This window comes from Pontibacter brevis, from assembly GCF_054779655.1.
The window spans coordinates 37,769-62,447 of record NZ_BAAGXV010000019.1 but is presented as its reverse complement, the minus strand read 5'-3'; the positions used below and the strand labels follow the sequence as shown (position 1 = coordinate 62,447).

Annotated in this window: 18 protein-coding genes; 5 read left to right on the top strand and 13 right to left on the bottom strand. The window is 48.9% G+C overall.

What is annotated here, in order from left to right; genetic code table 11:
- Position 1: 1 nt before the first annotated feature.
- The 5 genes from ACYVB1_RS05280 to ACYVB1_RS05260 are packed head-to-tail and all read right to left on the bottom strand — an operon-like array spanning position 2 to position 5,068.
- Positions 2 to 736 (bottom strand): class I SAM-dependent methyltransferase, encoded by a 735-nt coding sequence (locus ACYVB1_RS05280; RefSeq protein WP_460921333.1) that lies wholly within the window; start codon positions 734 to 736, stop codon positions 2 to 4.
- Positions 729 to 1,613, bottom strand: coding sequence for a glycosyltransferase family 2 protein (locus ACYVB1_RS05275; RefSeq protein ID WP_460921331.1), 885 nt, complete (start codon positions 1,611 to 1,613; stop codon positions 729 to 731). The genes ACYVB1_RS05280 and ACYVB1_RS05275 overlap by 8 nt, the downstream gene beginning before the upstream one ends.
- 13 nt (positions 1,614 to 1,626) lie before the next feature.
- Positions 1,627 to 2,889 carry a glycosyltransferase family 2 protein gene (locus ACYVB1_RS05270; protein WP_460921328.1) on the bottom strand — a complete coding sequence of 421 codons (1,263 nt, stop codon included), beginning with the start codon at positions 2,887 to 2,889 and terminating at the stop codon, positions 1,627 to 1,629.
- Positions 2,890 to 2,926: 37 nt separating this feature from the next.
- Complete coding sequence (locus tag ACYVB1_RS05265) at positions 2,927 to 4,207, bottom strand: ABC transporter ATP-binding protein (protein ID WP_460921325.1); 1,281 nt, start codon at positions 4,205 to 4,207, stop codon at positions 2,927 to 2,929.
- Between the two features lie 6 nt (positions 4,208 to 4,213).
- On the bottom strand, positions 4,214 to 5,068 hold the full coding sequence (locus ACYVB1_RS05260; RefSeq protein WP_460921323.1) for an ABC transporter permease: 855 nt from the start codon (positions 5,066 to 5,068) through the stop codon (positions 4,214 to 4,216).
- A 1,204-nt stretch (positions 5,069 to 6,272) separates the two neighbouring features.
- Between ACYVB1_RS05260 and ACYVB1_RS05255 the strand changes: the two genes are divergently transcribed.
- Entirely contained in the window at positions 6,273 to 9,710 is a 3,438-nt protein-coding gene (locus tag ACYVB1_RS05255; RefSeq protein WP_460921320.1) for a PA14 domain-containing protein, read from the top strand.
- Positions 9,711 to 10,020: 310 nt separating this feature from the next.
- The gene (locus ACYVB1_RS05250; RefSeq protein WP_460921318.1) at positions 10,021 to 12,168 is read left to right on the top strand and encodes a right-handed parallel beta-helix repeat-containing protein; all 2,148 of its coding nucleotides are present in this window, start codon (positions 10,021 to 10,023) and stop codon (positions 12,166 to 12,168) included.
- Positions 12,169 to 12,274: 106 nt separating this feature from the next.
- Here the strand turns inward: ACYVB1_RS05250 and glgX are convergent, their stop codons facing one another.
- Positions 12,275 to 14,443 carry a glycogen debranching protein GlgX gene (gene glgX / locus ACYVB1_RS05245; protein ID WP_460921316.1) on the bottom strand — a complete coding sequence of 723 codons (2,169 nt, stop codon included), beginning with the start codon at positions 14,441 to 14,443 and terminating at the stop codon, positions 12,275 to 12,277.
- A 385-nt stretch (positions 14,444 to 14,828) separates the two neighbouring features.
- On the opposite strand from glgX, the gene ACYVB1_RS05240 reads away from it, so the two are divergent.
- On the top strand, positions 14,829 to 16,208 hold the full coding sequence (locus ACYVB1_RS05240) for a mechanosensitive ion channel family protein (RefSeq protein WP_460921313.1): 1,380 nt from the start codon (positions 14,829 to 14,831) through the stop codon (positions 16,206 to 16,208).
- Positions 16,209 to 16,220: 12 nt separating this feature from the next.
- Here ACYVB1_RS05240 and ACYVB1_RS05235 read toward each other — a convergent pair whose 3' ends face one another.
- The 4 genes from ACYVB1_RS05235 to ACYVB1_RS05220 form a co-directional block, all read right to left on the bottom strand.
- Entirely contained in the window at positions 16,221 to 16,586 is a 366-nt protein-coding gene (locus ACYVB1_RS05235) for a DUF6122 family protein (protein WP_460921311.1), read from the bottom strand.
- Between the two features lie 113 nt (positions 16,587 to 16,699).
- The gene (locus tag ACYVB1_RS05230; RefSeq protein ID WP_460921308.1) at positions 16,700 to 17,464 is read right to left on the bottom strand and encodes an oxygenase MpaB family protein; all 765 of its coding nucleotides are present in this window, start codon (positions 17,462 to 17,464) and stop codon (positions 16,700 to 16,702) included.
- A gap of 165 nt (positions 17,465 to 17,629) precedes the next feature.
- Complete coding sequence (locus tag ACYVB1_RS05225; protein WP_460921305.1) at positions 17,630 to 18,712, bottom strand: PAS domain-containing sensor histidine kinase; 1,083 nt, start codon at positions 18,710 to 18,712, stop codon at positions 17,630 to 17,632.
- 206 nt (positions 18,713 to 18,918) lie between these two features.
- Positions 18,919 to 19,455, bottom strand: a complete 537-nt coding sequence (locus ACYVB1_RS05220) for a YceI family protein (RefSeq protein ID WP_460921302.1) — start codon at positions 19,453 to 19,455, stop codon at positions 18,919 to 18,921.
- Positions 19,456 to 19,812: 357 nt separating this feature from the next.
- Here ACYVB1_RS05220 and ACYVB1_RS05215 point away from each other — a divergent pair, with 357 nt between their 5' ends.
- The gene (locus ACYVB1_RS05215) at positions 19,813 to 20,064 is read left to right on the top strand and encodes a hypothetical protein (protein WP_460921300.1); all 252 of its coding nucleotides are present in this window, start codon (positions 19,813 to 19,815) and stop codon (positions 20,062 to 20,064) included.
- A gap of 40 nt (positions 20,065 to 20,104) precedes the next feature.
- Here ACYVB1_RS05215 and ACYVB1_RS05210 read toward each other — a convergent pair whose 3' ends face one another.
- Positions 20,105 to 20,530 (bottom strand): nuclease A inhibitor family protein, encoded by a 426-nt coding sequence (locus ACYVB1_RS05210; protein ID WP_460921298.1) that lies wholly within the window; start codon positions 20,528 to 20,530, stop codon positions 20,105 to 20,107.
- An 11-nt stretch (positions 20,531 to 20,541) separates the two neighbouring features.
- The gene (locus ACYVB1_RS05205) at positions 20,542 to 21,393 is read right to left on the bottom strand and encodes a DNA/RNA non-specific endonuclease (protein ID WP_460921295.1); all 852 of its coding nucleotides are present in this window, start codon (positions 21,391 to 21,393) and stop codon (positions 20,542 to 20,544) included.
- Positions 21,394 to 22,142: 749 nt separating this feature from the next.
- Between ACYVB1_RS05205 and ACYVB1_RS05200 the strand changes: the two genes are divergently transcribed.
- The gene (locus ACYVB1_RS05200) at positions 22,143 to 22,967 is read left to right on the top strand and encodes a Cof-type HAD-IIB family hydrolase (RefSeq protein ID WP_460921292.1); all 825 of its coding nucleotides are present in this window, start codon (positions 22,143 to 22,145) and stop codon (positions 22,965 to 22,967) included.
- A 144-nt stretch (positions 22,968 to 23,111) separates the two neighbouring features.
- On the opposite strand, the gene ACYVB1_RS05195 is transcribed toward ACYVB1_RS05200, so the two are convergent.
- Positions 23,112 to 24,548, bottom strand: coding sequence for a pyridoxal phosphate-dependent decarboxylase family protein (locus ACYVB1_RS05195; protein ID WP_460921289.1), 1,437 nt, complete (start codon positions 24,546 to 24,548; stop codon positions 23,112 to 23,114).
- Positions 24,549 to 24,679 lie beyond the last annotated feature (131 nt).

The following is a 24,679-nucleotide window of genomic DNA, read 5'->3' as shown; positions in this document are numbered from 1 at the left end:
CTTATTTAGTTGCTTTAACAGTGACAATAACCTGGTAGTGCGGATCCTGATAATCCAGCTTTTCTTTCGCTATTTCCGGCGCGCCCATACCATATAAAAGGGCTGTAGCGGCAAATACATTTCCATAGGCGTTCACCTCTACCTGCCCTTTACCGAAAGCCTCGGCCATCAGTTTTTGCATGGCCCTCTCCGTAAAAGACCAGTACCAGGTCTCTTTCCACTGCCCGTGCTCAATCTGGGAAATGCCGGGCACCGTAAGCAGCAGGGAGCCTCCAGGCTTCAGGATGCGGTGGCAGGTTTGCAGGGCTCCTTTAAAATCATAAATCAGGTGCAGTGTCTGGGTCAGCACAATGCAGTCAAAGGTGTTATCAGGAATATGGGGAGCGTCGCTGATGTCACCGATGATGGTGGCTTCCGGGTTGGTGTCATTTACATGCAGGATATCGCTCTTTGTTACATTTGCGCCGCCATACTGCATGGTATACGCATTGTCCCCAATTTCCATGGCATGGCCCCGAATACTGCCAGACTCGTTCTGCAGGAAATTTTCGATATAGTATCGGTCTATCGGGCCACCCCGGTCATACCCGAACTGCGTGCTGAAAGGGCTTGTACGATCGAAATCGCCAAGATCTACAGTTCCCACTCGTGGTAAATAGCCTTTGTGAAGCTTGCTTTTGTACAGCAATCTCAGGCCAAAGGCTGGCATTGATTTCTTTAGCAGGGTCTTAAGCATGTAAGATAGATTTTATGATGTATTTGAGTCCCAGAACGGGCCTGTGCTTCACTAATGTAGAAAGTACTTTTGTGGACGCTTTTACTTTTTTGGAAAGCAGCTTGTGGTACAGCTCCTTACAATAATAATCCACCCAAACGGCATGGCCGTTCACGAAAGCCTCTTTTTCAACCGCCGTCTGCAGGCTTGCATGCTGGCGGTCCAGCACCTGTAGGGCAGTAGCCAGCATGAACGGAATGTTGCCTGACATGTTGGAGGTATGCAGCCGGTAAGCCGCAATTTTTCCGGTATGGTGCAATACAGGATACTTCCTGGTTATTTTGAGGTACAAATCATAATCCTCACAAGCTTTCAGGGAGGTATCGTATTCAAACTCATCGAACACCCACCTCCTGTACATCACAGTGGCATGCATGCCGATGTAGTTACCCTGCAGCATATGGAGGTAATGCTCAGAGGGTACATGATATACTTCCTCTTTGACAGTTCCTTCATCTATAAACACTTTATCGTGTCCTCCCGACACAAAAGCCAGTTCCTCGTTTTGCACGAGGTGGCGCACGTTCATGTGAAGGGCATCCGGCAGGAGCCAGTCATCTGCATCCAGGAACACCAGCATTTCCCCTTTGCTGTGCCTGACCCCTGTGTTTCTGGCCGCAGACAACCCTTGGTTTTTCTGGTAGATATACGTCACTCCCTCCGCTTTTTCAGCAACTTCTTTTGTGTTGTCTGTAGAGCCATCGTCCACCACAATAACCTCCGTAGCAGGATATTTCTGGTTCCATATGCTTTCAAACGCATCCTGCAGGTAACCGCCATGGTTATAGCAGGGAATTATAACCGATACCAAGGGCGATGCGATAGGTGAAGAAGGCATATGATTTTTGTTCTTATTTAGAGACAGGCCGCCGGTTACGCACATAAAAAGCCAGACCAGAAAGAATGCCTTTGATTTCAGGCCATAGCGTACGATACTGGAAACCATAGGATGGAAAGCCCCTTTTGATAAGCTTTATGTAATAAGTAGGTAATACCGTAAAAAGGTGCCTTTTATAACCTGCCTCCCGCCGCAGGCGCTGTTGCAGCAGGGCAGCGGTTGTAAAGCCGCGCATGTAGTAAAATATCTGTTTTTTCAACCCCTCAATTTCCTTACGGTGCTCGTGATGCACCACAGCCCTCGGGTTGTAATAAATGGTATGGCCGCTTTCCAGTATGCGGTACCACATTTCAGAGTCACCGTTACAACCGGCCGCGCCTACATCCAGCAGCTCGTCGAACAGGCCCACCTCCTCCAGCACCTCCTTCCGGAAGGCCATATTCGCACCTGCCCCAATTTCCCATACCGGAGGCCCCTGAGCCAGTGTTCTGTCAAAATATGCTGTATCGTATATTTTATCAATGAAACCACGGTTAAAGCTCCAGTGCTTCTCAAAAATAAGCTGTGCTTCGGTGTCCAGTTTAGCCGCAATCACCAAACCTGTCATAGCAGCAACAGCTTTGTCCTGAAAGGTTTCCCATACCCTATACACCCACAGCGGGTGCACCACAACGTCGTCGTCGGTATAGGCTACAACAGGCATACTGGCTTTGAGCACGCCTGTATTGCGCGCGATGTCCAACCCAGGCCTTGGTTCCCTTACATATGTCACATCCTCAAACTGCCGCACGACTTCTTCTGTGCTATCATCAAGGGGGGCATTGTCTACTACTATCACTTCTTCAGGCAAGCATGCCTGCTGCCTGAGTTGCTGAAGGCACTGCTTCAGAAAAGAGGCTCTGCCGCGAGTACAGATAACAACAGAAACAGGCACTTTTTCAGGCACCACCATAGCAGTAGAGGCAGACAGTGCCCGGTTCATACTATGTTGCCATTCTTTGAACGTATGGTTTGTCAGCAACTGCTCCCACTCTACTTCTTCTACATTCAAAGAATCGCTGTACATCTTAACGGCAGGACGAATAGCCGCAACAAGCTTTTGCCTATAGGTATCTTCCGAAGAAGTATCGCCAGGCTCTGTAAATAAATGACCCAAGGCAACTGATTTCCACCAGAATACCTGATACACTGCCTGCTTTTGCGGATCGGGCCCTGGTGGTGCAGAAAGCTGGTCGAGGTAAATATGGCTGATATGATACGGTGCGAATGCCTGCATGGGTTATTGCCTGTCGTTGTGATGCCTATTGTTACGACTACTGAAGAACTAATTCTGATTGCTCCAGGCGGAACGGAAGCTTAGGACGCACAGCACCCCACCATTTTCCGAACCATTGTATGTTCTCGCGGTAGTCTTCCATGTCAAAGCTCAGGCACTCCTCAAAGTAAAACAAGGGTACGGAGGTATCCTTCGCGATAACAAGAGAGAAATAATAAGAACCGTCGTTCAGGAAATTACCAGGTACGGTGCACTCTCCTTTCACAAGGCCTTTCTCGAAAACAGTGGCCGGAGAAGGCACATCAAAAATACACTCCCCGCCATACGTAAACAGATGCAGCCCTGCCATCAGTGAAATATCATCGGTCATATTCCAGAACTCAAACTTGACAGTGAGCGGTGTCCGTATATCCAGTGGTGCATCCACATCGAGCAGGTGCGGCACCAGCTCTACCGACTTAATCCGGATGAAATCATTACCGGGTGCCTCTTCGGGTTTGTCCCATTTTTGTTTCAGCTTGTACTGCTGCACACCCGTAATGTATTTATTGACCACACTCGTTACTTCGCCATACTCCTTCAGCTTGCCTTTGTTCAGCCAGAGTCCCTTGTCACAAAGGTTATTGACGGCCTGCATGCTGTGGCTTACGAAAAGAATGGTTCTTCCTTCCGTCTGCGATACATCCCGCATCTTGCCCAGGCATTTTTTCTGGAAATCGGCATCACCCACGGCCAGCACTTCATCTACAATAAGGATGTCCGGCTCAAGGTGTGCCGCCACGGCAAAAGCCAGGCGCACATACATACCAGAGGAGTAGCGTTTTACTGGTGTATCGATAAAGCGCTCAATTCCTGAAAAAGCGACTATCTCATCAAACTTAGCTTTCACCTCATCCTTCCGCATGCCCAGGATGTAGCCACTGAGGTAAATATTCTCTCTCCCGGAGAGCTCCTGGTGGAAGCCTGTTCCAACTTCAAGCAAGCTGCTAACTTTCCCGTTCCCCCTGACGTGGCCGCTGGTGGGCCGCACGATGCGGGAGATAATTTTAAGCAGCGTGGATTTACCTGACCCGTTGCTGCCTATAATACCCAGTGCTTCTCCCCGCTTCACTTCAAAATTGATATCTTGCAGGGCCCAGAGAAAGTCCTTGCTCTCTGACGAGGCTCCTTCAGCACCTAGCTGGAAAAATGGATCTTCCTTTCGTAAGATGGCCATATTCCACCAGCGCTGCAGGTCCTGCCGGAACGATCCGGTACCTACTGTACCCAAACGGTAAAGCTTTGATAAGTTTTCTACCTGTATTACTGTATCTGCCATGCTTGCTTATACTACATCAATTAATTTGTCTCCCTGTTTGTTGAAGACCAGCATGGACCCAACAAAAAAGAAGAGAATGAAGAGTACGCTATAAGCTAACTGAAGAAAAGTAACCATCCCCTCGCCCAGCAAAGAAAGGCGGAACAACTCAAATAAGGGTGTTAGCGGGTTCAGCAGCACTATCCAACGTACATTTTCCGGTATATAGTCAATAGAGTAAATAACTGGGGTCAGGAACATAAGCAGGCGTATGCCCAGGCCTACCAGGTTTGTTAAATCGCGGTACTTCGCCGTGATGACGGAGAACAGCAGCCCCAGCGAAAGGGCAAACATACTGGTGAACAAAACAACAAAGGGAAAGGCAAGCACCCATGCATTCAGTTGAATTGATGCCTCCTCAAACACCAGGTAATAAACAATGACCAGCAGCAGCAGAATCATCTGAAACAGAAAGCGCATAAAATGGGTGCTGAGCTGCGAAAGCGGCATAATGAGCCGGGGAAAATACACCTTACTAAAGATGTGTGCATTTTCCTTGTAGGTAGCAGAGGTCCCCATAAACCCATCACTGAAGAGGTTCCACAATACAATGCCCGATAGGTAAAAAAGCACCGGAGGCACAGTGCCTGTCGGTATGCCTACTAACTTATCGAAAACGACCACGTATGTAACCAGTGTCATGATTGGCTGGAAGAGTATCCAGAAAGGCCCCAGTACCGTCTGCTGATAGTTTAGCAGAAAGTCACGCCTTACTAAACCAACCAGCAGGTGCCTGTATGCCCACAACTCTTCTGCCCTGGCTCCCATCCACGTTGTTTTACTTTGGATTTCCCAATCCCATTTCTTATCATTTGCTGACATAGTACACCCTTACTGAAAAAAATATGAATAGTTTCCTTAAATAGGTATATTACTATTTATAAAAATTCAAAATGTATTTCACAAAGCAACACAGGGCTTTCTACGGCAAAACAGCATGTCGGATATTTGCATAATCGGGCACAATCAGATAAGTCTGAACTAGCCGTGCGGGTCATTCTCAATTGCATTCTTTTTTCTTAAGCTTTGTGTTACAGCACTTTTCCACAATTAGCACAAAAAATCACAGAAATTAAATAATATATAAGAAAGTTTATATATCATAAGTCTTTCCTGGCTTAGCTTTTCCTGCTGTAAAGTCTTGTTTCTAAATAACTACAGCAAACACTTTCTTCACCCATTTCTCTTTCGAACGTGTTCCGTGACGCATTTTAAGTTGCCAGCAGATTGCTTCAGTATTATGCTGAAGTTATAAGAGGAGGTTCACCTTTACGGTGAAGTTTGCTTTACCACGAACCGGTTTGATGGAAGGAGCGCGACAACTTACGCATGATGGGAAAAAATTTTTACCACCAAGACCTGCACATCAGGTTAACTGCTTCCAAAATTCCCTACCTGTTAATCCCGTTCAATCTATTGCTTACCCCCCGCTCTTCAAGAACCATGTCATAACACAAAGTACAATCTACCCCCTGCTCTCCATTTTCTAATAAGGCGATACAGGAGGCACAATACCCGTCAGTCTCATTTTTATTACTTTTTGAACAACATTAAAGATGCTATATGTATTATAAAAAGGTTACGACAAATAATAAATTCTTTAATTTTTTATACTACTTCAACAGCACTAAACAACAACACAAACAGTTAAAAATCAATTATTTGCATATGTTAATCATAATTTAAAAAAATATTTACCTCCGATACATATACAATTAGTCACATTAACAATATATTAGCGCAACCAACTAATAAATCCTGTTAATATGATTAAACCCATACCACTAAAGGCTTCATTTTTTAACTCAATTTGTACATCAGTACCATTTTCGGGCGAACCCGCCATCGAACCCGAACAAAAAAATCCTGTTTTACAATTCTAATTATTTAAAAATCGCTGTTGCCCAGGCTCCGGGTAATGCCTTGCTCCTTCAAAGTTCATACAAGCCCTTATTCAAGTGATCAAGCAGGACAGAGTATGCCCAAACCGAAACCCAAAGGCAGTAGAACCAACCTTATCGCCCTTATGAAATTATTATCCCTGGCAGCATTCTTCATGCTGCTCTTCATCACTCATTCGCTTGAAGCGGCAACCTATTTTGTGAGCGCATCAGGTAGGGATGCCAACACAGGCACATCCAAAAACCAGGCTTGGGCCAGCATCGACAAGATAAACGGGACAGTTTTCAGCCCCGGCGACTCAATTCTGTTTGAAGGAGGCAGCACCTTTGCAGGCAGTATCTATTTTGAGTCTAATGTGAAAGGCACTGCTGCCAACCCGATTGTATTGGGCTCCTACGGAAACGGCAAGGCCAGAATAAGCAGTGGTAGCCTTCCGGGCATCTATGTCTACAACTCTGCCGGATTCAAGATCATGAACCTCATCATGACAGGATCAGGCCGCACAAGCAACACCAGCAGTGGGATAGAGTTTTATATGGACCTGCCTAACAACACCAGGCTGGACTACATTGCCATTGATGGCGTGGAGGTTTCAGGATACCATTTTACGGGGATCCTGATCGGTAGCTGGAACGGTACAAGCGGTTTTGATAACATCACTGTAACTAACAATACAGTACATGACAACGGCGAAACAGGCATAGCTACTTATGCAGAGGCAAGGCTTGGCCTTCGAAATATGTATGTGGCTTATAACAAAGTATACAATAACTCGGGTTTGCCGGAGAAGAAAGAGTCACACAGCGGCAATGGCATTGTACTGGGCGGAGTAGACGGCGCTGTAATTGAGCATTGCGAGGCATATAACAATGGGTGGCTCAATGCCTGGACAGCCGGTGGCCCGGTAGGTATCTGGGGTTACCACTGTAACAACCTGGTCATCCAGTACAACGAGTCCCACCACAACAGGACGGGAACCGCGAAAGACGGCGGCGGCTTCGACATCGACGGGGGCTGTACCAACAGCATCATGCAATACAACTACTCCCATGACAATGAAGGAGCAGGTTACCTGGTGGCCCAGTACCCCGGTGCTCCCGCCATGAATGGAGTCATCGTACGCTACAACATCAGCGAAAACGATGGCCGTAAAAACGGTTACGGTGCTATTCACCTTTGGTCATCTGGCGGTAACTCCATACAAAACCTGGAAGTCTACAATAACACCGTATACCTTACCCCTGCCAACAGCGGCTCACCAAAGGCGCTGTATGTTCAGAGTGGTGGCGCTGTATCTGCCCAAATCAGAAACAACATCTTTCAGGTAACCAACAGCCTTGAATTGATAAACGTTGCCGTTACGTCGGGCATTAAATTCGAAGGAAATGATTACTGGGCCACAGGCAGCACAGCAAAGTATAAGTGGGGCAGCACGACCTACTCCACCTTGGATGCGTGGCGCACTGCCACTAACCAGGAAAAAGTTAGCGGAGTTGCTACCGGGTATTTTGCTGACCCGAATCTGAAGCAGCCTGGCAGGGGGATCACACTTGGCGTCACCCGCCTGCTTCACACTCTGCTGGGATATGAGCAGCAGGAAACATCGCCCTTGATAGGCAAAGGCATTGACCTGGCGACAACACTAAACAAGAACACAGGCACAACCGACTTCTTTGGTAACAGCATAGTGCAGCGCAGCAGCTATGACATAGGCGCACACCAGGCAACAGGAAAAACTACAGTGTGCCTGAACAGCGGCATTATTCCACTTGCCTTCGGTACTGCCGTGGGAGGAACATATAGCGGACCAGGCGTAACAAGTGGCAGTTACTTCGACCCGCGAATTACAGGAACCGGCAATGTGGCCCTCCTTTACACCTTTACAGACAAAAACAACCAGCAGCAGCAGACAAACCATACTATCACCGTAGTGGATGACAGCTCCTGCCTGGCGCCTGTCTTAGTGGCTCCTGCCGTCTGCACCGCCTCGGGTACCATTCTGCGTGAACAGTGGAATAATGTTTCAGGAAACACTGTATCGTCCATTCCGCTGAGCACAGCGCCTAGCAGCACCAGCCAGCTGAACCTGTTTGAGGCACCAAGCGGCGTAGGCAACTACTACGGTGCCCGTGTGAGAGGCTACATCTGCCCTCCGCAGACCGGGGACTACACCTTCTACATCGCCGGTGATGACAACGCCGAGCTGTGGCTGAGCTCTGATGATAATCCTTCCAACAAGAGAAAGATTGCCTCCGTAACCGGCTGGACCTACGCCCGCCAGTGGAACAAGTATGCTTCTCAGAAATCTGCCCCTGTGCGCCTGGAGGCAGGTAAGCGCTACTACATTGAGGCCCTGCACAAAGAAGCCGCAGGTGGCGATAACCTGGCTGTGGCCTGGACCATGCCGGATGGCGTAATGGAAGCTCCCATTGCAGGAAGCAGGCTCTCACCTGTTACATCTACCACTGCCAACCAGCTACCTGTTGCCAATGCGGGTTCAGATAAAACCATCCTGCTGCCCGTGAATAGTGTTACCTTGAGTGGCACCGGCACCGATGCTGACGGAAGCATCAGCAGCTACAGCTGGATAAAAGTGAGCGGACCTTCTGCCTCTCTCAGCGGGGCAAACTCCGCCACCTTAACGGCAAGTAACCTGCTGGAAGGGACGTACGTCTTCCGCCTGACAGTGACAGACAACGCAGAAGCCAGTGCTTTCAGTGAAGCAACTGTAACTGTTCAGTCCGCACCTACTGTCATCAGCTGCACTGCCACAGGCAGCATCCTGCGCGAGCAGTGGGACGGTGTTTCCGGAGGCAGTGTGTCTGATATCCCAGTGGACAGGACACCTAGCAGCACCAGCCAGTTGAGAGTATTAGAGACGACCAGCGGCCTGGGTTACAACTACGGTGCCCGCGTAAGAGGCTACATCTGCCCTCCGCAGACCGGGGACTACACCTTCTACATCGCCGGTGATGACAACGCCGAGCTGTGGCTGAGCTCTGATGATAATCCTTCCAACAAGAGAAAGATTGCCTCCGTAACCGGCTGGACCTACGCCCGCGAGTGGAACAAGTACAGTTCGCAGAAGTCTGCCCCTGTGCGCATGGAGACTGGCAAGCGCTACTACATCGAGGTGTTGCACAAGCAGGGAGGACAGGCCGACAACATGGCTGTGGCCTGGACTATGCCTGACGGAAGAATGGAAGCCCCGATAGCGGGAAGCAGGCTCTCTCCTGTTATGTCTGCCTCCACAAGTTCCGGCCTTACTGGCGCCTCTGAACTGGCAGGCCCACTGCAGGACGAGGCTGAGCTGAAAGCTTACCCGAACCCGTTCACCACCGATGCCACTGTGCAGTTCACGCTCACAGACGCAGGAGAAGTGTCGCTGGAGCTGTATGACGTACAGGGCAGAAGGGTGCGCAGCCTCTACAAGGGCGCAGCAGAGGCCAATGCCACGCGCAGCTTTGAGCTGAGCGCGGAGGGACTGACCCGCGGTGTGTACATCATCAGGCTCGTGACAGGCGCTAAAGTCATCACGCAGAAAATAGTGCTGGAGAAATAACCTCCCCAGCACCCCTGCCTCAAAAACCCGCTCCGGAATACCGGAGCGGGTTTTTGCTTTTAATCCTACAAGAAAGCAGCTTCACACCGGTGGGCGTTCTCCCATTATGACAGGACATCCCTCTTGTAGCAACAAGTTTCAGTACAACCTTTGATTTCTATCACCACAACTCAACCGCCTGTCACCTAACTGATTAGAACGAAAAGATAAAATAAAGCAGCAGGTTTTTATGGTTCCTGGGGCAAAACCAGCAACCTTCTAAAGGGATTCAGGTAAATATTATACGGAAATAATACCTGCAAACACCCACATGAAGCCTTTTTCCTTTACGCTCTGCTTTGTGCTGGCCCTCCTCTCCCACTCGTTAGAAGCGGCTACATTCTTTGTCAGCCTCTCCGGAAACGATGCAAATCCCGGTATAAGCAGGAGTCAGCCCTGGGCCAGTATCTCTAAAGTAAATGCTACTATCTTCAGCCCCGGTGACACCGTGCTTTTTGAAGGAGGCAGTACCTTCGAGGGCAGCCTTGTGTTTGGGGAAGATGTAAGGGGAACGGCCTCAGAGCCTATTGTCTTTGCATCCTATGGTAACGGCAGAGCCATCATCAGCAGCGGGGAACAGGCAGGATTCAGTGTTCAGAATTCTGCAGGCTTCAAAATCAAGGACCTCGTGTTCAGGGGCTCGGACAACAAACAATACCCTAACAACGGGATTGAGTTTTATACCATCATTCCAAGTAGCTCACGCTTACCTTACATCGCTATCGATGGTGTGGAAGTTACTGGCTACCATGGGGTAGGCATCTCTTTTGCGAGTTGGAATGGGGCCAGCGGCTATGACGGTATTTTCATCACCAACAGCACAGTGCACGATAACGACGAAGGTGGCATTGTTTCTTATGCAGAGGCCATGCTGGGGCACCACAACATGTACGTAGGCTACAGCAAAGTTTACAACAACAGCGGCATTAAAGGAAGATCCATTCACACTGGTAACGGCATTGTGCTTGGAGGTGTGGACGGAGTTCTGATTGAGTACTGCGAGGTTTTCAATAACGGTGCTGAAAGTGATGCACGCGACACAGGTCCTGCAGGTGTATGGGCCTACAACTGCAACAATGTGCTTATCCAATACAACGAGGCACACCACAACAAGACCGGCGGTACCAAAGACGGGGGCGGCTTTGATATTGATGGCGGCTGCACCAACTGTACCATGCAATACAACTACTCCCACGACAACGACGGAGCAGGCTTTCTTGTCTCCCAGTACAGGAATGCCCCGCCCATGAAGAACGTAGTGATACGGTACAACATCAGTGAGAATGACGGACGTAAAAACAGTTATGCCGGTATCCTTTTCTGGTCTTCCGGCTCAAGCGGTGGCATACAGGATGTGGAAGTTTACAACAACACCGTGTACCTTACGCCTTCCAACGGCTGGCCTTCTGCCATCAGGCTGTTTGGTGGAGTGTACAGAAACGTCCGGATCAGGAACAATATTTTCCAGACCACCCCAGGCACTGTGATGACCGTAACAAACACAGCCGATAATGCTGACATAGTTTTTCAGGGGAACAGCTACTGGAATGAAGGAGAAGACCTGAGTATTGAGTGGAAGAAAAACAAGCGATATACTACCCTGGAAGCTTGGCGAACTGCAACAGGACAAGAAAGCGTGGATGGAACTGCCACCGGTTTGTTTACAGACCCACAGCTAACGGATCCGGGGCAGGGTGTAACTGTCTCAGACCCCACGAAGCTCTACACCCTCAGGGGATATGAACTTCTGGATTCCTCCCCATTGATAGACAAAGGACTTAACTTAACGGCACTATTTGGCATTGATCCCGGTGCAACAGACTTTTTTGGAAATGGCCTGGAGGATGCAGAGGATATCTCGGTGGGTGCCTACCAGTTTAAAGCGGCAGTTCCACTTCCGGTTACGCTGAGCTTGTTCAAGGCCCGCAGGCAGGGAAACGACGTTGAACTCTATTGGGAAACAGCCTCCGAACAAAATAATAAAGGCTTTGGAGTGGAGGTGTCTGTCGATGGAAATAACTTCCGTACGCTGGCCTTTGTGCCCAGCAAAAGCAGCAATTCGCAGCAAAAGCAGCAGTACGCTTACCGCGACACTGAACAGGGGAAGACAGGCACCCGTTACTACCGCCTCCTGCAAACAGATGTTGATGGAAGCACAACTTTCTCAGAAGTGCAGTCCATTACCTTTGAACAGGAAAAAGATACAGTTCTGGTGTACCCGAATCCTTTCTCCGGCACCTTTACGCTCGAACTGAAAGCAGAAAAAGCCAATGAGGTGCTAAAGCTAATCATTTCAGACCCAACAGGCCGCAAGGTACTGCACCGCAGCATAAAGCTGCAGGAAGGAAGAAACAAGTTAGAACTCGAACTAGGCCCGGAACACCCGTCAGNCAATAGCTCTCTTTCTATGAATGAATGAAGGCACCAAAGCAAAAGGCCGCACTCCTGTTACCGGAGCGCGGCCTTTTTAAATTTTCAGAAGATTAAGCAGCTATGCAAACAGCTCCTTCTTTCTTGTCAAGGAATCAGCCTTTCTTTAAAGGATGGTGCAGCAGCACTACGGAACGGTCATTTACCCGAATCGTCTCGGTTGCTTTATATACATCAGACCCTTCTTCTATGCTGTTTTCACTTGTATCAAGGATTTTGGTCCATTCGCTGCCGTACTTTGCAGGTGGCAGCTTATAGTCTAGTGGCTCGTAATGTGCATTGAAAATCACATAGAAGCTATCATCTTTCACCTGTTTCCCTTTTGGGCCTACTGAGTGAATGCCATGACCATTCAGGAAAACTGCCAGTGACTTTGCATAATCATGGTTCCAGTGCTCGTCGTTCATTTCTGTACCTTCGGGCAGGAACCAGGCAATATCCTCGATGCCAATACCTTTGATAGGCTGCCCCTGGAACCAGCGGCGGCGGCAAAACACGGGGTGGTTCTTACGCAGGTCTATCAGCTTTTTGGTGAACTCCAGCAACTCCGAATCTGCTTTGTCCCAGTTTAACCACGATATTTCATTATCCTGGCAGTAGGCGTTATTGTTTCCATTTTGCGTACGGCTTATTTCATCCCCTGCCACCAGCATCGGCACTCCCTGCGACAGGAACAAAGTAGTCAGGAAGTTTCTTTTCTGCTTGGCACGCAAAGCCAGAATTTCAGGATCATCTGTTGGGCCCTCTGCACCACAGTTCCAGGAGCGGTTGTGGCTTTCACCATCGTTGTTGTTCTCCCCGTTCTCCATGTTGTGCTTCTCGTTGTACGACACCAGGTCATTCAAAGTAAAGCCATCGTGAGCCGTTATAAAGTTGATACTGGCAGTAGGGCGGCGGTAGTCGTCCTGGTAAAGGTCAGAACTGCCGGTAAAGCGCTCGGCAAACTCGGCCAGCATACTGTTTTCTCCGCGCCAATAGTCGCGCATGCAGTCGCGGTACTTTCCGTTCCACTCGGTCCAGCCCGGAGGGAAGTTACCTACCTGGTAGCCACCCTCTCCTACGTCCCACGGCTCTGCAATCAGCTTTACCTGCGAAATCACCGGATCCTGGTGAATGATGTCGAAGAATGAGCTAAGCCGGTCGACTTCGTGGAGCTCCCGTGCAAGCGTAGAGGCAAGGTCAAAGCGGAAGCCATCTACGTGCATCTCGGTTATCCAGTAACGCAGGCTGTCCATTATAAGGCGAAGCACACTGGGCAGGTTTGCGTTCATGGTGTTGCCGGTGCCGGTGTAGTCCATGTAATAGCGCTTGTTGTCTTCCACCAGGCGGTAATAAGAGGCATTATCAATACCCTTGAAGGAAAGCGTTGGTCCCATGTGGTTGCCTTCGCCTGTGTGGTTGTACACCACGTCCAGTATTACCTCTATTCCTGCCTTGTGCAGCGCCTTCACCATGTTTTTGAACTCCGTTACCTGCTCACCGAGTGTGCCACTGCTGGAGTAACGCACATCAGGGGCAAAAAAGCCAATGGAATTATAGCCCCAGTAATTGGTAAGGCCTTTCTCCACCAGGTAACGGTCGGTAATAAAGTGGTGCACCGGCATGAGTTCAATCGCCGTGATACCCAGTTCCTGAAGGTACTTGATGGTAACAGGATGCGCCAGACCTGCATAGGTTCCGCGAATCTCCTCCGGAATATCCGGGTGCATTTGTGTGAAGCCCTTTACGTGTGTCTCGTATATAATAGACTTGTAATAAGGTATTTTAGGTGCTTTATCGCCTTCCCAGTTAAAGGTTGAGTCCACCACCACTGCCTTTGGTATAAAAGGAGCGCTGTCTGTTTCATTCATGCTCAAATCTTCGTCCGGATGCCCGAACTTGTAACCAAAAAGAGAGTCGTGCCACTCAATTGTTCCGGAAATAGCTTTGGCATAAGGGTCTATCAGCAGCTTGTTTGGGTTATAGCGGTGCCCGTTCTGTGGATCATGTGGCCCATGTACCCGATAACCGTACAGCTGCCCGGGCTTAAGCCCCGGCACATAGGTATGCCAGACCTGGTGAGAGCGCTCCACCATTTTTATTTTACTTGATTCTTTATCATCCTCCACCGAGTTAAACAAACACAGTTCTACACCAGTGGCATTATCAGCATAGATTGCAAAGTTCACCCCTTCTTCGTCTGGGGTAGCACCAAGAGGGTATGGAGAACCGGGGTATGTAGTTGTCTTTTTTTGATTTTTAGTCTCAGCTATCTTAACTTCCATAGTAGGTTTCAATTTTTGAATTAAAGACTCTTTGCCCAAAGGCGGCGTAATGGTATTAGTGGGTCATACGGAAAAGTCCCATTATTATACTTTATTCACTGTAAATAGTTTATATACGAACTCATACAGCAGCCTGAATTATCAATAGAAAAGCTGAACGGTGCAAAACGGGCTTCTCTTGTTACACGTCCCTCCCCTTTCTCCCAGTATGCCTGCCGTTACCTGCAGCGGGTTGCAGTGCTTTCCTGGGATGAGCCCTTTTCCATTGCAACAAAACAACTGCTCTTGCTGCACCAAAGCATGAGGTCCCTGCTGTGGCGGATACCATGGCTCTGAAACCCATTTTTTCTCTGGGAGTAAAACATACATAAATATTCCTACAGGTATGCCTCCTTACAACCGGAACAGAAGAATTCATAACAATAACAGGAAAACCAGTATCAGAACCGCTACGCCACAGCAGGCTGCAACACAGCGACAAGGCGGTGGTGTGCGGGCGCAGCAAAAATACAAGCTCAGAAACAGGAAAAGGCGGGTGGCTCAGCCCTCCAAGGTGAAAGGCGCCGCAGAAAACAGGCTCAAGAACTTCCGGCAGGCCTCTATCCTGGCGGTAGCCATAACAGGTTTCATCATCATGCTGACATCTCCTTCTGAGGCAGGGCTGGCGCAGGACAATCCGCAGGAAGAGACAGTGGATTCTGTGGCCGTAGTAGACGAGGTAGCAGTAGAGGATTTAGTGGCTGCCCAATCAGACTCTTTTGCCCGCGACAGCACGTTGGTTGGCTCCAGCAAAGAGTCGGCCGATGAAGCTTTGGGGGCACTGCAGAGCCTGTGGAGCAGCTTTTATTTTAACCTGCCCAAGATGCTGATTGCCATCGGTATTCTGGTGCTGGCCTGGCTCCTGACAAAAGCGCTCCGGGCATTACTCCATAGAACAATTGGCCGCTGGCATAGCTCCAGCGCCATTACCACCCTTACGCTTATCTCGGTGTGGCTGCTGGCCATTGGTATTGCCGTCAGTGTAGTTGCCGGTGATATCAGGGCTCTCGTAGGCTCTTTCGGTTTGATTGGCCTGGCCCTCTCCTGGTCGCTGCAAACTCCAATAGAAAGTTTTACAGGCTGGCTGCTGAACTCCTTCCAGGGTTACTACCGGGTAGGCGACCGCATCCGCGTAGGTGAAGTTTTTGGGGATGTGTACCGCATCGACTTCCTGACCACTACAGTTTGGGAAATAGGTGCACCATACCAGCCGGGCTTTGTGCAGGCAGAGCAACCAACCGGGAGAATGGTCACGTTCCCGAACAACGAAATCCTGACAGGCACGGTCATTAACCTGACCGGTGATTTTCCTTTTGTATGGGATGAACTGAGTGTGGCCATCGCCAACGAATCAGACATTGAACTGTCGATGGGGGTAATGGAAAGAGTCTCTACGGTGCTTCTAGGAGATTATATGATAGAGCCGGCACGCACTTACTCCAGGCTTTTAAAGAAGGCTGGCCTGGGAGAGTTTGTGGCAGAAAGGCCGCAGGTGTTTGTCTCTCTCGACGACTCCTGGACTAACATCACCATCCGTTACCTGGTGGGTGCCCGGGAGCGCAGAAAGTGGAAGAGCGAGCTCACGTTCCGGATAACACAGGAACTGGCCAAGCCAGAGTATGCTGAAAAGATTATCCCGGTATATCCACGGCAGCAGGTACAGTTCATTAACCCTGACGGGGTGCCTGTTGACTCAGAAATATTCAAGGGCAGGGACGAGAAGTAATTCTCCCTCCTACTATTGAAAAGTAATTGAATTCAGAGCTAAGGTACCCGTTCTTACACATTCTGCGGTATCCAGAAGAATATGTATGACAAGTCCAAGGCCAACCAAACGTGTTTTGGGGTAAAGGGCGAGAGCCACATAAACCGGAATCAGCCAGTAGCTGTGCAGCAGGTGATAGCCTACGCTGCACCGGTCAGGATCAACCATCGGGCTTGCCCATAAATGGTCTACATCAATCAGTATACCCGCCAGCATCACCAGGGAAGCATGCCGGAAGTCTTTCCGGAAGAACAGTACCGCAACCAGCAACGGCACTGCCACATGAAGAAACATATGAAGAAGAAAGGGCGGTGTCAGCACACTCAGGATATCGTCCATTCTGTTTGTTTTAAACTTAATAAGACTTTATCTACTGAACAGCCACGCCCAGGGTTTTACCATTACTGCACTTCATTATCCGGATTACATGTTGCAGTCTGTAATGGGGTCATTCAGGAAGGCACTGAGTCCAGTGCTTTGATTTCTGATTTATAAGCCGGAGGAAGGATAGCGGCTTTCAGAAGCCACTCCACCTGAAGCTTTCTGCTTACCTTGTACAGTGCCAGGACTGGGGACAGCAGCGAAAACCTGCCGAGATTCAGCATCCTGTTCACGATAGCCGGCACGACCAGCACCTGCCCCTGCAGCAGCAAGGTATACCGAAAGACGCCAAGGTGCTTCCGGTACTGCTTGTACAGGTCGGCAGTATATGCCCCACGCTGCAGATTCTGCATTAAGTGCTCCTCCCGCATCAGGAGCCAGTGAGGATAAGTTTCAGGTAACCCGCTAATACCCATGCGGCTTCCTACCCGGTTAAATACTTCAAACACCTCTGCTCTTTCGTTTTCTGTAAGCTTTCGTTCCAGCAGTTCATAGGAGCGGATAGAGTAGTCTATCAGCATAAACAACACGTCGCGGTATGCCCAGTCCGGTATCGACATGCCGCGCTTTGCCTCCACGCCTGCATGGATGGCAGCCATTTTGTCGATAGCACGGTGAGCGCCTTCCAAATCAGAAAAAACAATCTGGCGGGCATAAGCCACCGTAGAAAACAGCCTTCCCAGTGGGTCAGAAGGCAGCCTACCGGTAAAATAAAGCCAGTCTACGGCCTTGTTCAGGGCAAATTCAGCAGAAGCTCCGGCAAAAATAAAGAGGATGGTATCGCTTTTTCCCCATATTTCTCTTACAACAGAACCTTCTTCTACAAAATATTTCATACCATAATAACAAGGTTGGCAAGTAAAATGTGCGACGCCTGCAAACAATTCTGTGCAGAAAATAAAAAAGGAGGACAGTCAGTACGAACCAGGCAGGCAGTAAAGGATTTGCGCAAAGCAGCCCTGGCTAAGCCAGGAAAATGGTGTTATAGGAAAGCACCATGCTTATTCATCGGGCAGCGGAAGGCTTAGATAAAAGGCGGCACCTTGATTCTCTTCACTCTCCACCCATATTTTGCCTCCCTGTACTTCTACCAGTTCCCGCACAATAGCCAATCCAACACCAGTGGTAGGCTCACCGCGCAAGCCTTTTCGTGTGGCCCTACTGTATCTTTCGAATATATGCGGTTGCAGTTCTTTTGGGATGCCAATGCCATTGTCGGAGTGGATGACAAGCAGCCTCTTATTCTCTTTTCTCAGTTCAATTTGAATCCTACCACCTGGGCTGGTAAACTTAATGGAATTCGAAAGCAGGTTATTGAGCACTTGCATAAGTTTGACCTCATCTAGCTCTACCATTATCTTCTCTTCACCGGCAACTAACTCAAAAGTATGTTCTATGCCGTTTGCCACCTGGTAGGAATAAAGCAGCTTCTGCACTGCCTCTACTAAATCGAATCGCTGTATGTTCACATAAATTGTCGGAGACTGCAGGTGCTCGTCACGCAACACATCTGTTATAATGCTGAGGCAGTTTTCGTAGGCTTCTGCTATAATGTTTGTGTAAGTGCTTATTTCATCGTATTTCTTTTCCTGGTGCTCACTTTCGAGCAGGTTGGACACGCTTTTTACAATAGAAAGAGGCCCGCGCAAATCATGGGCAATAATTTCAAGTGCACTGTTCTTCCTGCGGCTGAACTCCCTAAGGTAATCGATGTACTGTGACTGCTTTGTAACATCTTCGGCCACCCCCGCCACATGCGCCTGGTTTCCGTCCTGGTCTCTTACAGAATAGGCATCTATCTTTACTTCTTTCCGAACATCCCCATCCAGCACAAGACTAAGCTCCATTTCCTGTGCTGTTCCCTCTTCCTTCATCTCCCGGAAACGCTTCACAACCGCCTCCTTATCATCAGGATGAATGCGTGCAAACAAATGCTTCGGCTCAGTGAGTACCAGTTCCCGACTTACTTCCCAGATTCTTTCAACAGCTTCATTTAGGTACTCGAACTGCTGAGTACGAAGATTATACAGGAAAAATACTTTCTTACTGGATTTTCCAAACAAGTGAAACAAGTCATTCTCCATTTTACTCTGGCTGCGTGAGGTTAAAATCTGTTCTAGGGACTATTGATACATCAGAATAAATATTGTACGGTTCTGCTGATGAAGTGTTGATGGCAAGGATTATGTGAGGGAACTTAGCTGCACAGCCTGGTGATGCCCTACACAGCTATAAATAGCTGGCAGCCGGATGATAGCTTTATTTTCCGGCTGCCAGCAAAGGTCTCTTACTATCCCTGCCTCACTAACTGTATTTCGGCATGAAGCCGTATTTCGTCGCTAACCACCACACTGCCTGCTTCGGTTACAGCATCCCAGGTAAGGCCAAACTCTTTGCGGTTAATTTTGCCGTCAACAGTAAAGCCAGCTTTGGTTTGGCCGTAGGGGTCCACTACAACGCCATGATGCTCCACATTTACTGTAACGGGCTTGGAAACACCTCTTATATTCAGGTCGCCGTGCAATTTGGCAAAGCCAGGCTCCGTTTCTTCGTAGCTGGTTCCAACAAACTTTATCTGGCCGTGGTTTGCCATATCAAAGAACTCCTCTGACTTCAGGTGTGTATCCCGCTGTTCATTGTTCGTGCTGACAGAATCCACATCAGCCGTGAAAACGATGGTGGAAGCTTTTGTAAAATCCTCCCCTTCTGTTTCTACTTCTACATCAAAACTTTTAAAAAAACCGGTGACAGTTGTTATCATCAGGTGTCTTACCTTAAACTGTACTTCACTGTGTGTAGGGTCTACTTTCCATTTTGTACTTGCCATAGTTTCTGACTTTATAGGTTTAAAAATTGTAAGGTTGTACACCACATCATGCTATTAGATTCATGTTTGTACATGTTTTTACATGATGCTATATCAGGTTTTGGCTCATTAGGTTACATTAAAAACGGTATTATTAGCCAAGGCCGCCTTCTTTATAGTACTGTCCCTGTTTCTGGTGCTGTAGCACTTCTGAAACAGCATGCAGTTTTCACCTCCTGCCGCACCTGATTTCAAAGCGTGGTACAGCCACAGTTGCCAGCAGGCACTGGTCTTTGAAAAAATTCAGCTGTCACCGCTCTTCAGGACATCCTGTAAGGGTGTTTAACAGTATGAGTACCGGAACAAGATGAAACTGGTATGACACAAAGGGAAATTACCGACACGAACAACACCACCTGGACTTGTGTGCAGGCTTATGCAGGCCTCGATAAAGAGGCTTCTGAAAGGGCAACCGAACTGGCTGAAAATGCGAATGGCACGGTGCCGGTTGTATGCACACCTGGCGGCGGCGCGCAATCTGTCAGGATTGCATTGCCCAAAAACTGGATGGACAGCCTATCCGACAAGGCTCTTCTTTCTGAGATAAAAAAAGCTCAGGAAGAAGACTGAGCAGTAGGCAATATATCTGAAGGACTGTACTGGCAGAATCTTATGTTTCTACCAGTACAGTCCTTAATCCGGCAAAGTCTGCTGTTGCTGCTTTGCCAAGAATAAAAGCATGAATGCGGCGCTTGCCGATTCTGTACACTTTTATTTCCTGCAGCCGCTGCTCCAGTAACTCCTGTAACTCTCGGAAACGATGGGCAGATTTTCTTTCCTCCTCTCCTGCATCCGGTTCCTCTACCCTCGTCATATTCCGGAAGAAATACGAAAGGTCTACCACCTCTACGATGGCATCTTCCGGTACATCCGGCAGTTGGGCAAGTGCTGCAGGCAACGCACTGCTATCCTGCACCTGCGGGATGTGCACGGCTTCGAATGGGTGGTCTGTTTCGCTTATGTAAAACAGGCCATCTGAAGCAGCACTGAGTTCTTGCAGCAGCGGCTGAATAGCTGGAGAATCAGGGTTGTTCATGTGCTGTTTTGTTACTGAACCGGGTCTTTATCTACCCGGCCTTCCAGTACCTCCTCTATCTCATTCGGCAAAGCAGACAGCAAGTCGTAACCAGTAGCTTTCTCTATGGCATCCACGGTAGTGCGGTAGGTGCCCCAGTCAGACCTCACGGATTGGGTGTTTGGTGTGTTCACCGCTATCACCCGTGTATTTGTGTCAATGCGGGAAAGGTCGTTGTTTCCTTCCGGCAACACCACCAGTACTTTCCAGATACGGCTTGGCACTGTCACCCGCCCTTCATCAATCTTATTGGCTGAGCCGTTGCTACCCGTACCGCCTATGCCGTAACTCCCCATAATCACATATACCTCCTGCCCTGCCTGTACCAAATCACGGGTATAGTCTTCGAGATTGGCCCAAGTCTCCTGGTTGTTCCGGGGAGCCTGCGGAATGATATTCGCCATCAGGAAAGTAGCAGCATTGTCAGCCTCTGATTTGGTACGGTCGGCTGAGGGAGTGTTATGCCCGCGATCAAAACCGCTCCCGCTGTAACTGGCTGACTTTACACGGTACCAGCCATCCGGAAGTGTCATGTCAGTCCGGAAGTTGTCCTGCCGGGGCGCACTGCCCAGCCAGTCCCTGCTCACGTGCCAGCTTACCCAGTTCGGAGTACCTCTGTTTCTGCTATAAGACAAGGCATACTGCGGCCTGCTAATCAAATAATTATTGTGGTTACTTATTTCCGCAGTGGCGCCGCTGGGGTTGCCTAAAAGCATTTGCTCCTCTTCCAGGGTGATGCGCGGCATAACCTCTGTTTGCTTACAACCAAAAGAGATAATCCAGATAAAAACGAAATAGGAAAGGTGACAAAAACGTATAGTCATATCTATTCAAATAAAAGGGGGAAACAGTGCCTGTCTCCTACTATATAACGCGCTCAGAAAGCGCTTGTTTATATAAAGAAGGCATTTTTGACCACACTTACCGCTTTGCGGGCAGTGCTTGGAAACCACAGCGTAGGTAGGTGCCTGACTATGAGCAGCTCAACATCCCCCGATTTTTTTCTCTAGAAAAGACTTCAGGGTTGCTTCTGCAGCCAAAACTGAGAGAACCATGATGCTTATAGCACCTGCAGCTTCAAAACCAGTTCAGGTTAATCCTGTTTCATAAGACAAATTTTTGAAACAGGTTATCTCGAAGCCTAGTTTAGGAGTATAGAGAGAAAAGTAGAAGACACTCCTTCACAATAAAAAACTCGGTTATGGGAAAATCACAAGACGCAAAAAAAGAGACAAAGAAAAAACCTGCGAAAACAGAAAAAGAAAAGCGCGCAGCAAAGCAGGAAAAAAAGAAAGGCAGAGAGTAGTTCGCTGAAATACACGGGCCATCATTTCTTTAAGTAAAGTACAGCGATGGTGCCACCTTTGTAAGGCAGGTGCCGTCGCTTTTTTCTGTAGCGCCATAGCATATCCGGCTACATTAGCAGCCCCTGCCTATGTAGCAACCGCTTGCTGAATTGCCGCCGCATGTATGCGCAATTCCTACTTTCTTTTGCAACTCATTTATTTATGCCCTATCGTTGCAACCGAAAACCTGCCTTCCGCAGGAAAAGCTTATTGGAAAAACGATTGAAATGAATATCAAAGCTATTTGCTCCGACATAGACGGCACCCTTCTTGACAGCCGCCGTGAACTTTCACCCAAAACCATTGCTACCGTAAAAAAGCTTGACAAGGACATCCCCTTTATTCTAGCTTCTTCACGAATGCCCGGTGCCATGCGCCACCTGCAGGAAGAACTTGGCATCCTGCACCACCCCATGATCTGCTTTAACGGGGGCTATGTGCTGTTGTATAACGACGGCACGGAGGCACCTGCCGTGGTGGACTCTGTACAGATACCTGTTTCTGTCTGCTCTGCCATTGTAGATATGGCCCATGGAACTGATATCCACGTCAGTTTATATACCGAAGACCTGTGGTATGCCCCTCAGGTAGATAAATGGACCGAAAAGGAAGAACGGGTAACGAAGGTGTCAGCGAATGTAGGGGCGTTGGCTCCTGTACTGGACAGTTGGCAAAGAGCCAACATCGGGGCGCATAAAGTGATGTGTATGGGGCCAGAGGAGGAAATAGCCCAAATGGAGAAGGCCCTGACAGCGCAGTTCGGCAATGATATTTATATCTACTACTCCAGGCCTACCTACCTTGAGCTGGCACCGCGCACTATTTCTAAAGCGACGGCACTCGAGCTTATCCTGAAGAACAACTATGGAATTGCCATGGAAGAGGCGATGGCCTTCGGTGACAACTACAACGACATAGATATGCTGAAGGCAGTAGGCAAAGGCATTGCAGTAGGCAATGCCCGGGAGGAAGTAAAAGCCGCCGCCGATGAAATCACCCTAAACAGTACCGACGATGGTGTAGCGGTGGCCATAGAAAAGTATCTGCTATAGATGAAAGCCTGCCATGTTTGAATAATGTCCTGACAGCAACAATAACTTCTATAGCAAAGAGCCCACCCCTGGCTCCTCCACGGAGGAACGAAGGGTGGGCTTTTTGCTAATACCTTAAAACAATTATATACCCAGGCAGCCAGTTTATACCCTTGCCAGCAGCAGTGCTGCCTTCTCCTCTATTTCCTGCAACAGCTCCTGTAGCTCATTTATAGTTGTAAGAGGATTCATCAGGGAAACGCGCAGGTACAGGTCTCCATTCAGAACTGTCTGGACAATATAAAACCTACCCTGCTCCAGGAGCATGTTCCGGATAGCCAGGTTCAGGGGTGTCATTTCTTCTTCCGCCTTGTAACGGAAGCACACAATATTACACTCCGGTTCATAGGCCAGCTCAAAATTCTGATTCGAACGAATGAGTGCCGAAAACTCAGTGGCCAGTTCATAAAGCTGCTCTATGTTTTCCCTGAAGATATCGTCTCCGTAGGTTCTGAAGATGGTATACACGTTCAGGGCAGACATGGCCTTGGTGCACTCGAAGCTGCGCCTGCCGCCATTGAACCACTCCTCCGACTCCTGCTCCACCCACAGGTATTGCGCCCGCTGAGAAAATGTTTTGTAAGCATCGCTACCATGCTTAAAGATCAAGGCTGTAGACAAGGAAGGCGTCATCATCATTTTATGATAGTCCACCACCACAGAGTCAGCTTTTTCGATCCCTTTTAGAAGATGCCGGTACTTCGGGGAGAAAGCAGCAGGAGCACCATGCGCCCCGTCTACATGAAACCAGAGCTTGTGTTCCTGGCTGAAGGCGGCAATCGCCTCCAAATCATCATAAGAGCCGGTAGAGGTAGTGCCTGCGCAGCCAATTACACTGATTACCTGCTTCCCCTCCGACACTGCCTGCTGGTAATATTCTTCCAGCAGGTCGGTCCGCATTTTGAACTGCTCATTTACCGGCACTTTTATAATACCTTCCGCGCCCAGTCCCATGATACGGGCGGCACGGTCGATGCAATAATGCGCCTCCTCCGACACCAGCACGGCCAGCTGAAGGCCACTTCTGTAGCCTTTGTGCCAGATTTCTGTTGCAGCTGCTCTTGCTGCCAGCAAGGCAGTCAGGTTGCCAAGGGAGCCACCTGAGGTAATAAAGCCGGAGGCTTCGGGGCCATAGCCAAGTTTCTGCGCCAGGTGTTCTGTCAGCACCTTCTCCAGCGTATTGCCTACCATTCCCATTTCATACACCCCCATGCCCTGGTTCAGCAGGGCTGTCATAGCCGACGAAAGCACTGTGACAGGTAAGGTAGGTGTGGTCTGGTGGCCTATGTAACGCTTGCGGTGCACCTGTATAGACTTCGACATAACGTCTTTGAACAGCTCCAGCGGATTTTCCTGTAGCGGCTTCTGGAAATCCTGCTGCCAGTATGCCAACTGCTCTTCAGGGTCCTGCCACGGAATGGCCCTTGCTTCCGCACTGTCTGTGGTGGCATCTGCCAGGTAATCCGAAATGATGTCGATGAGCTGATGCCCCTCCCTGCGGAAGCGCTCCGCATCATATGCCTTCTTTAATTTATCTTTCATGTATGGTTTCCTGTTTTTGGACTGCAAAAGAACGAAATCTACAGTGAAAATGCTCCCTGCAACACCCGCAAACGATGGAAATCACTGCATTAGCTTATAAAAAGCATGTTAAGTACACTTTCTGATGCGGC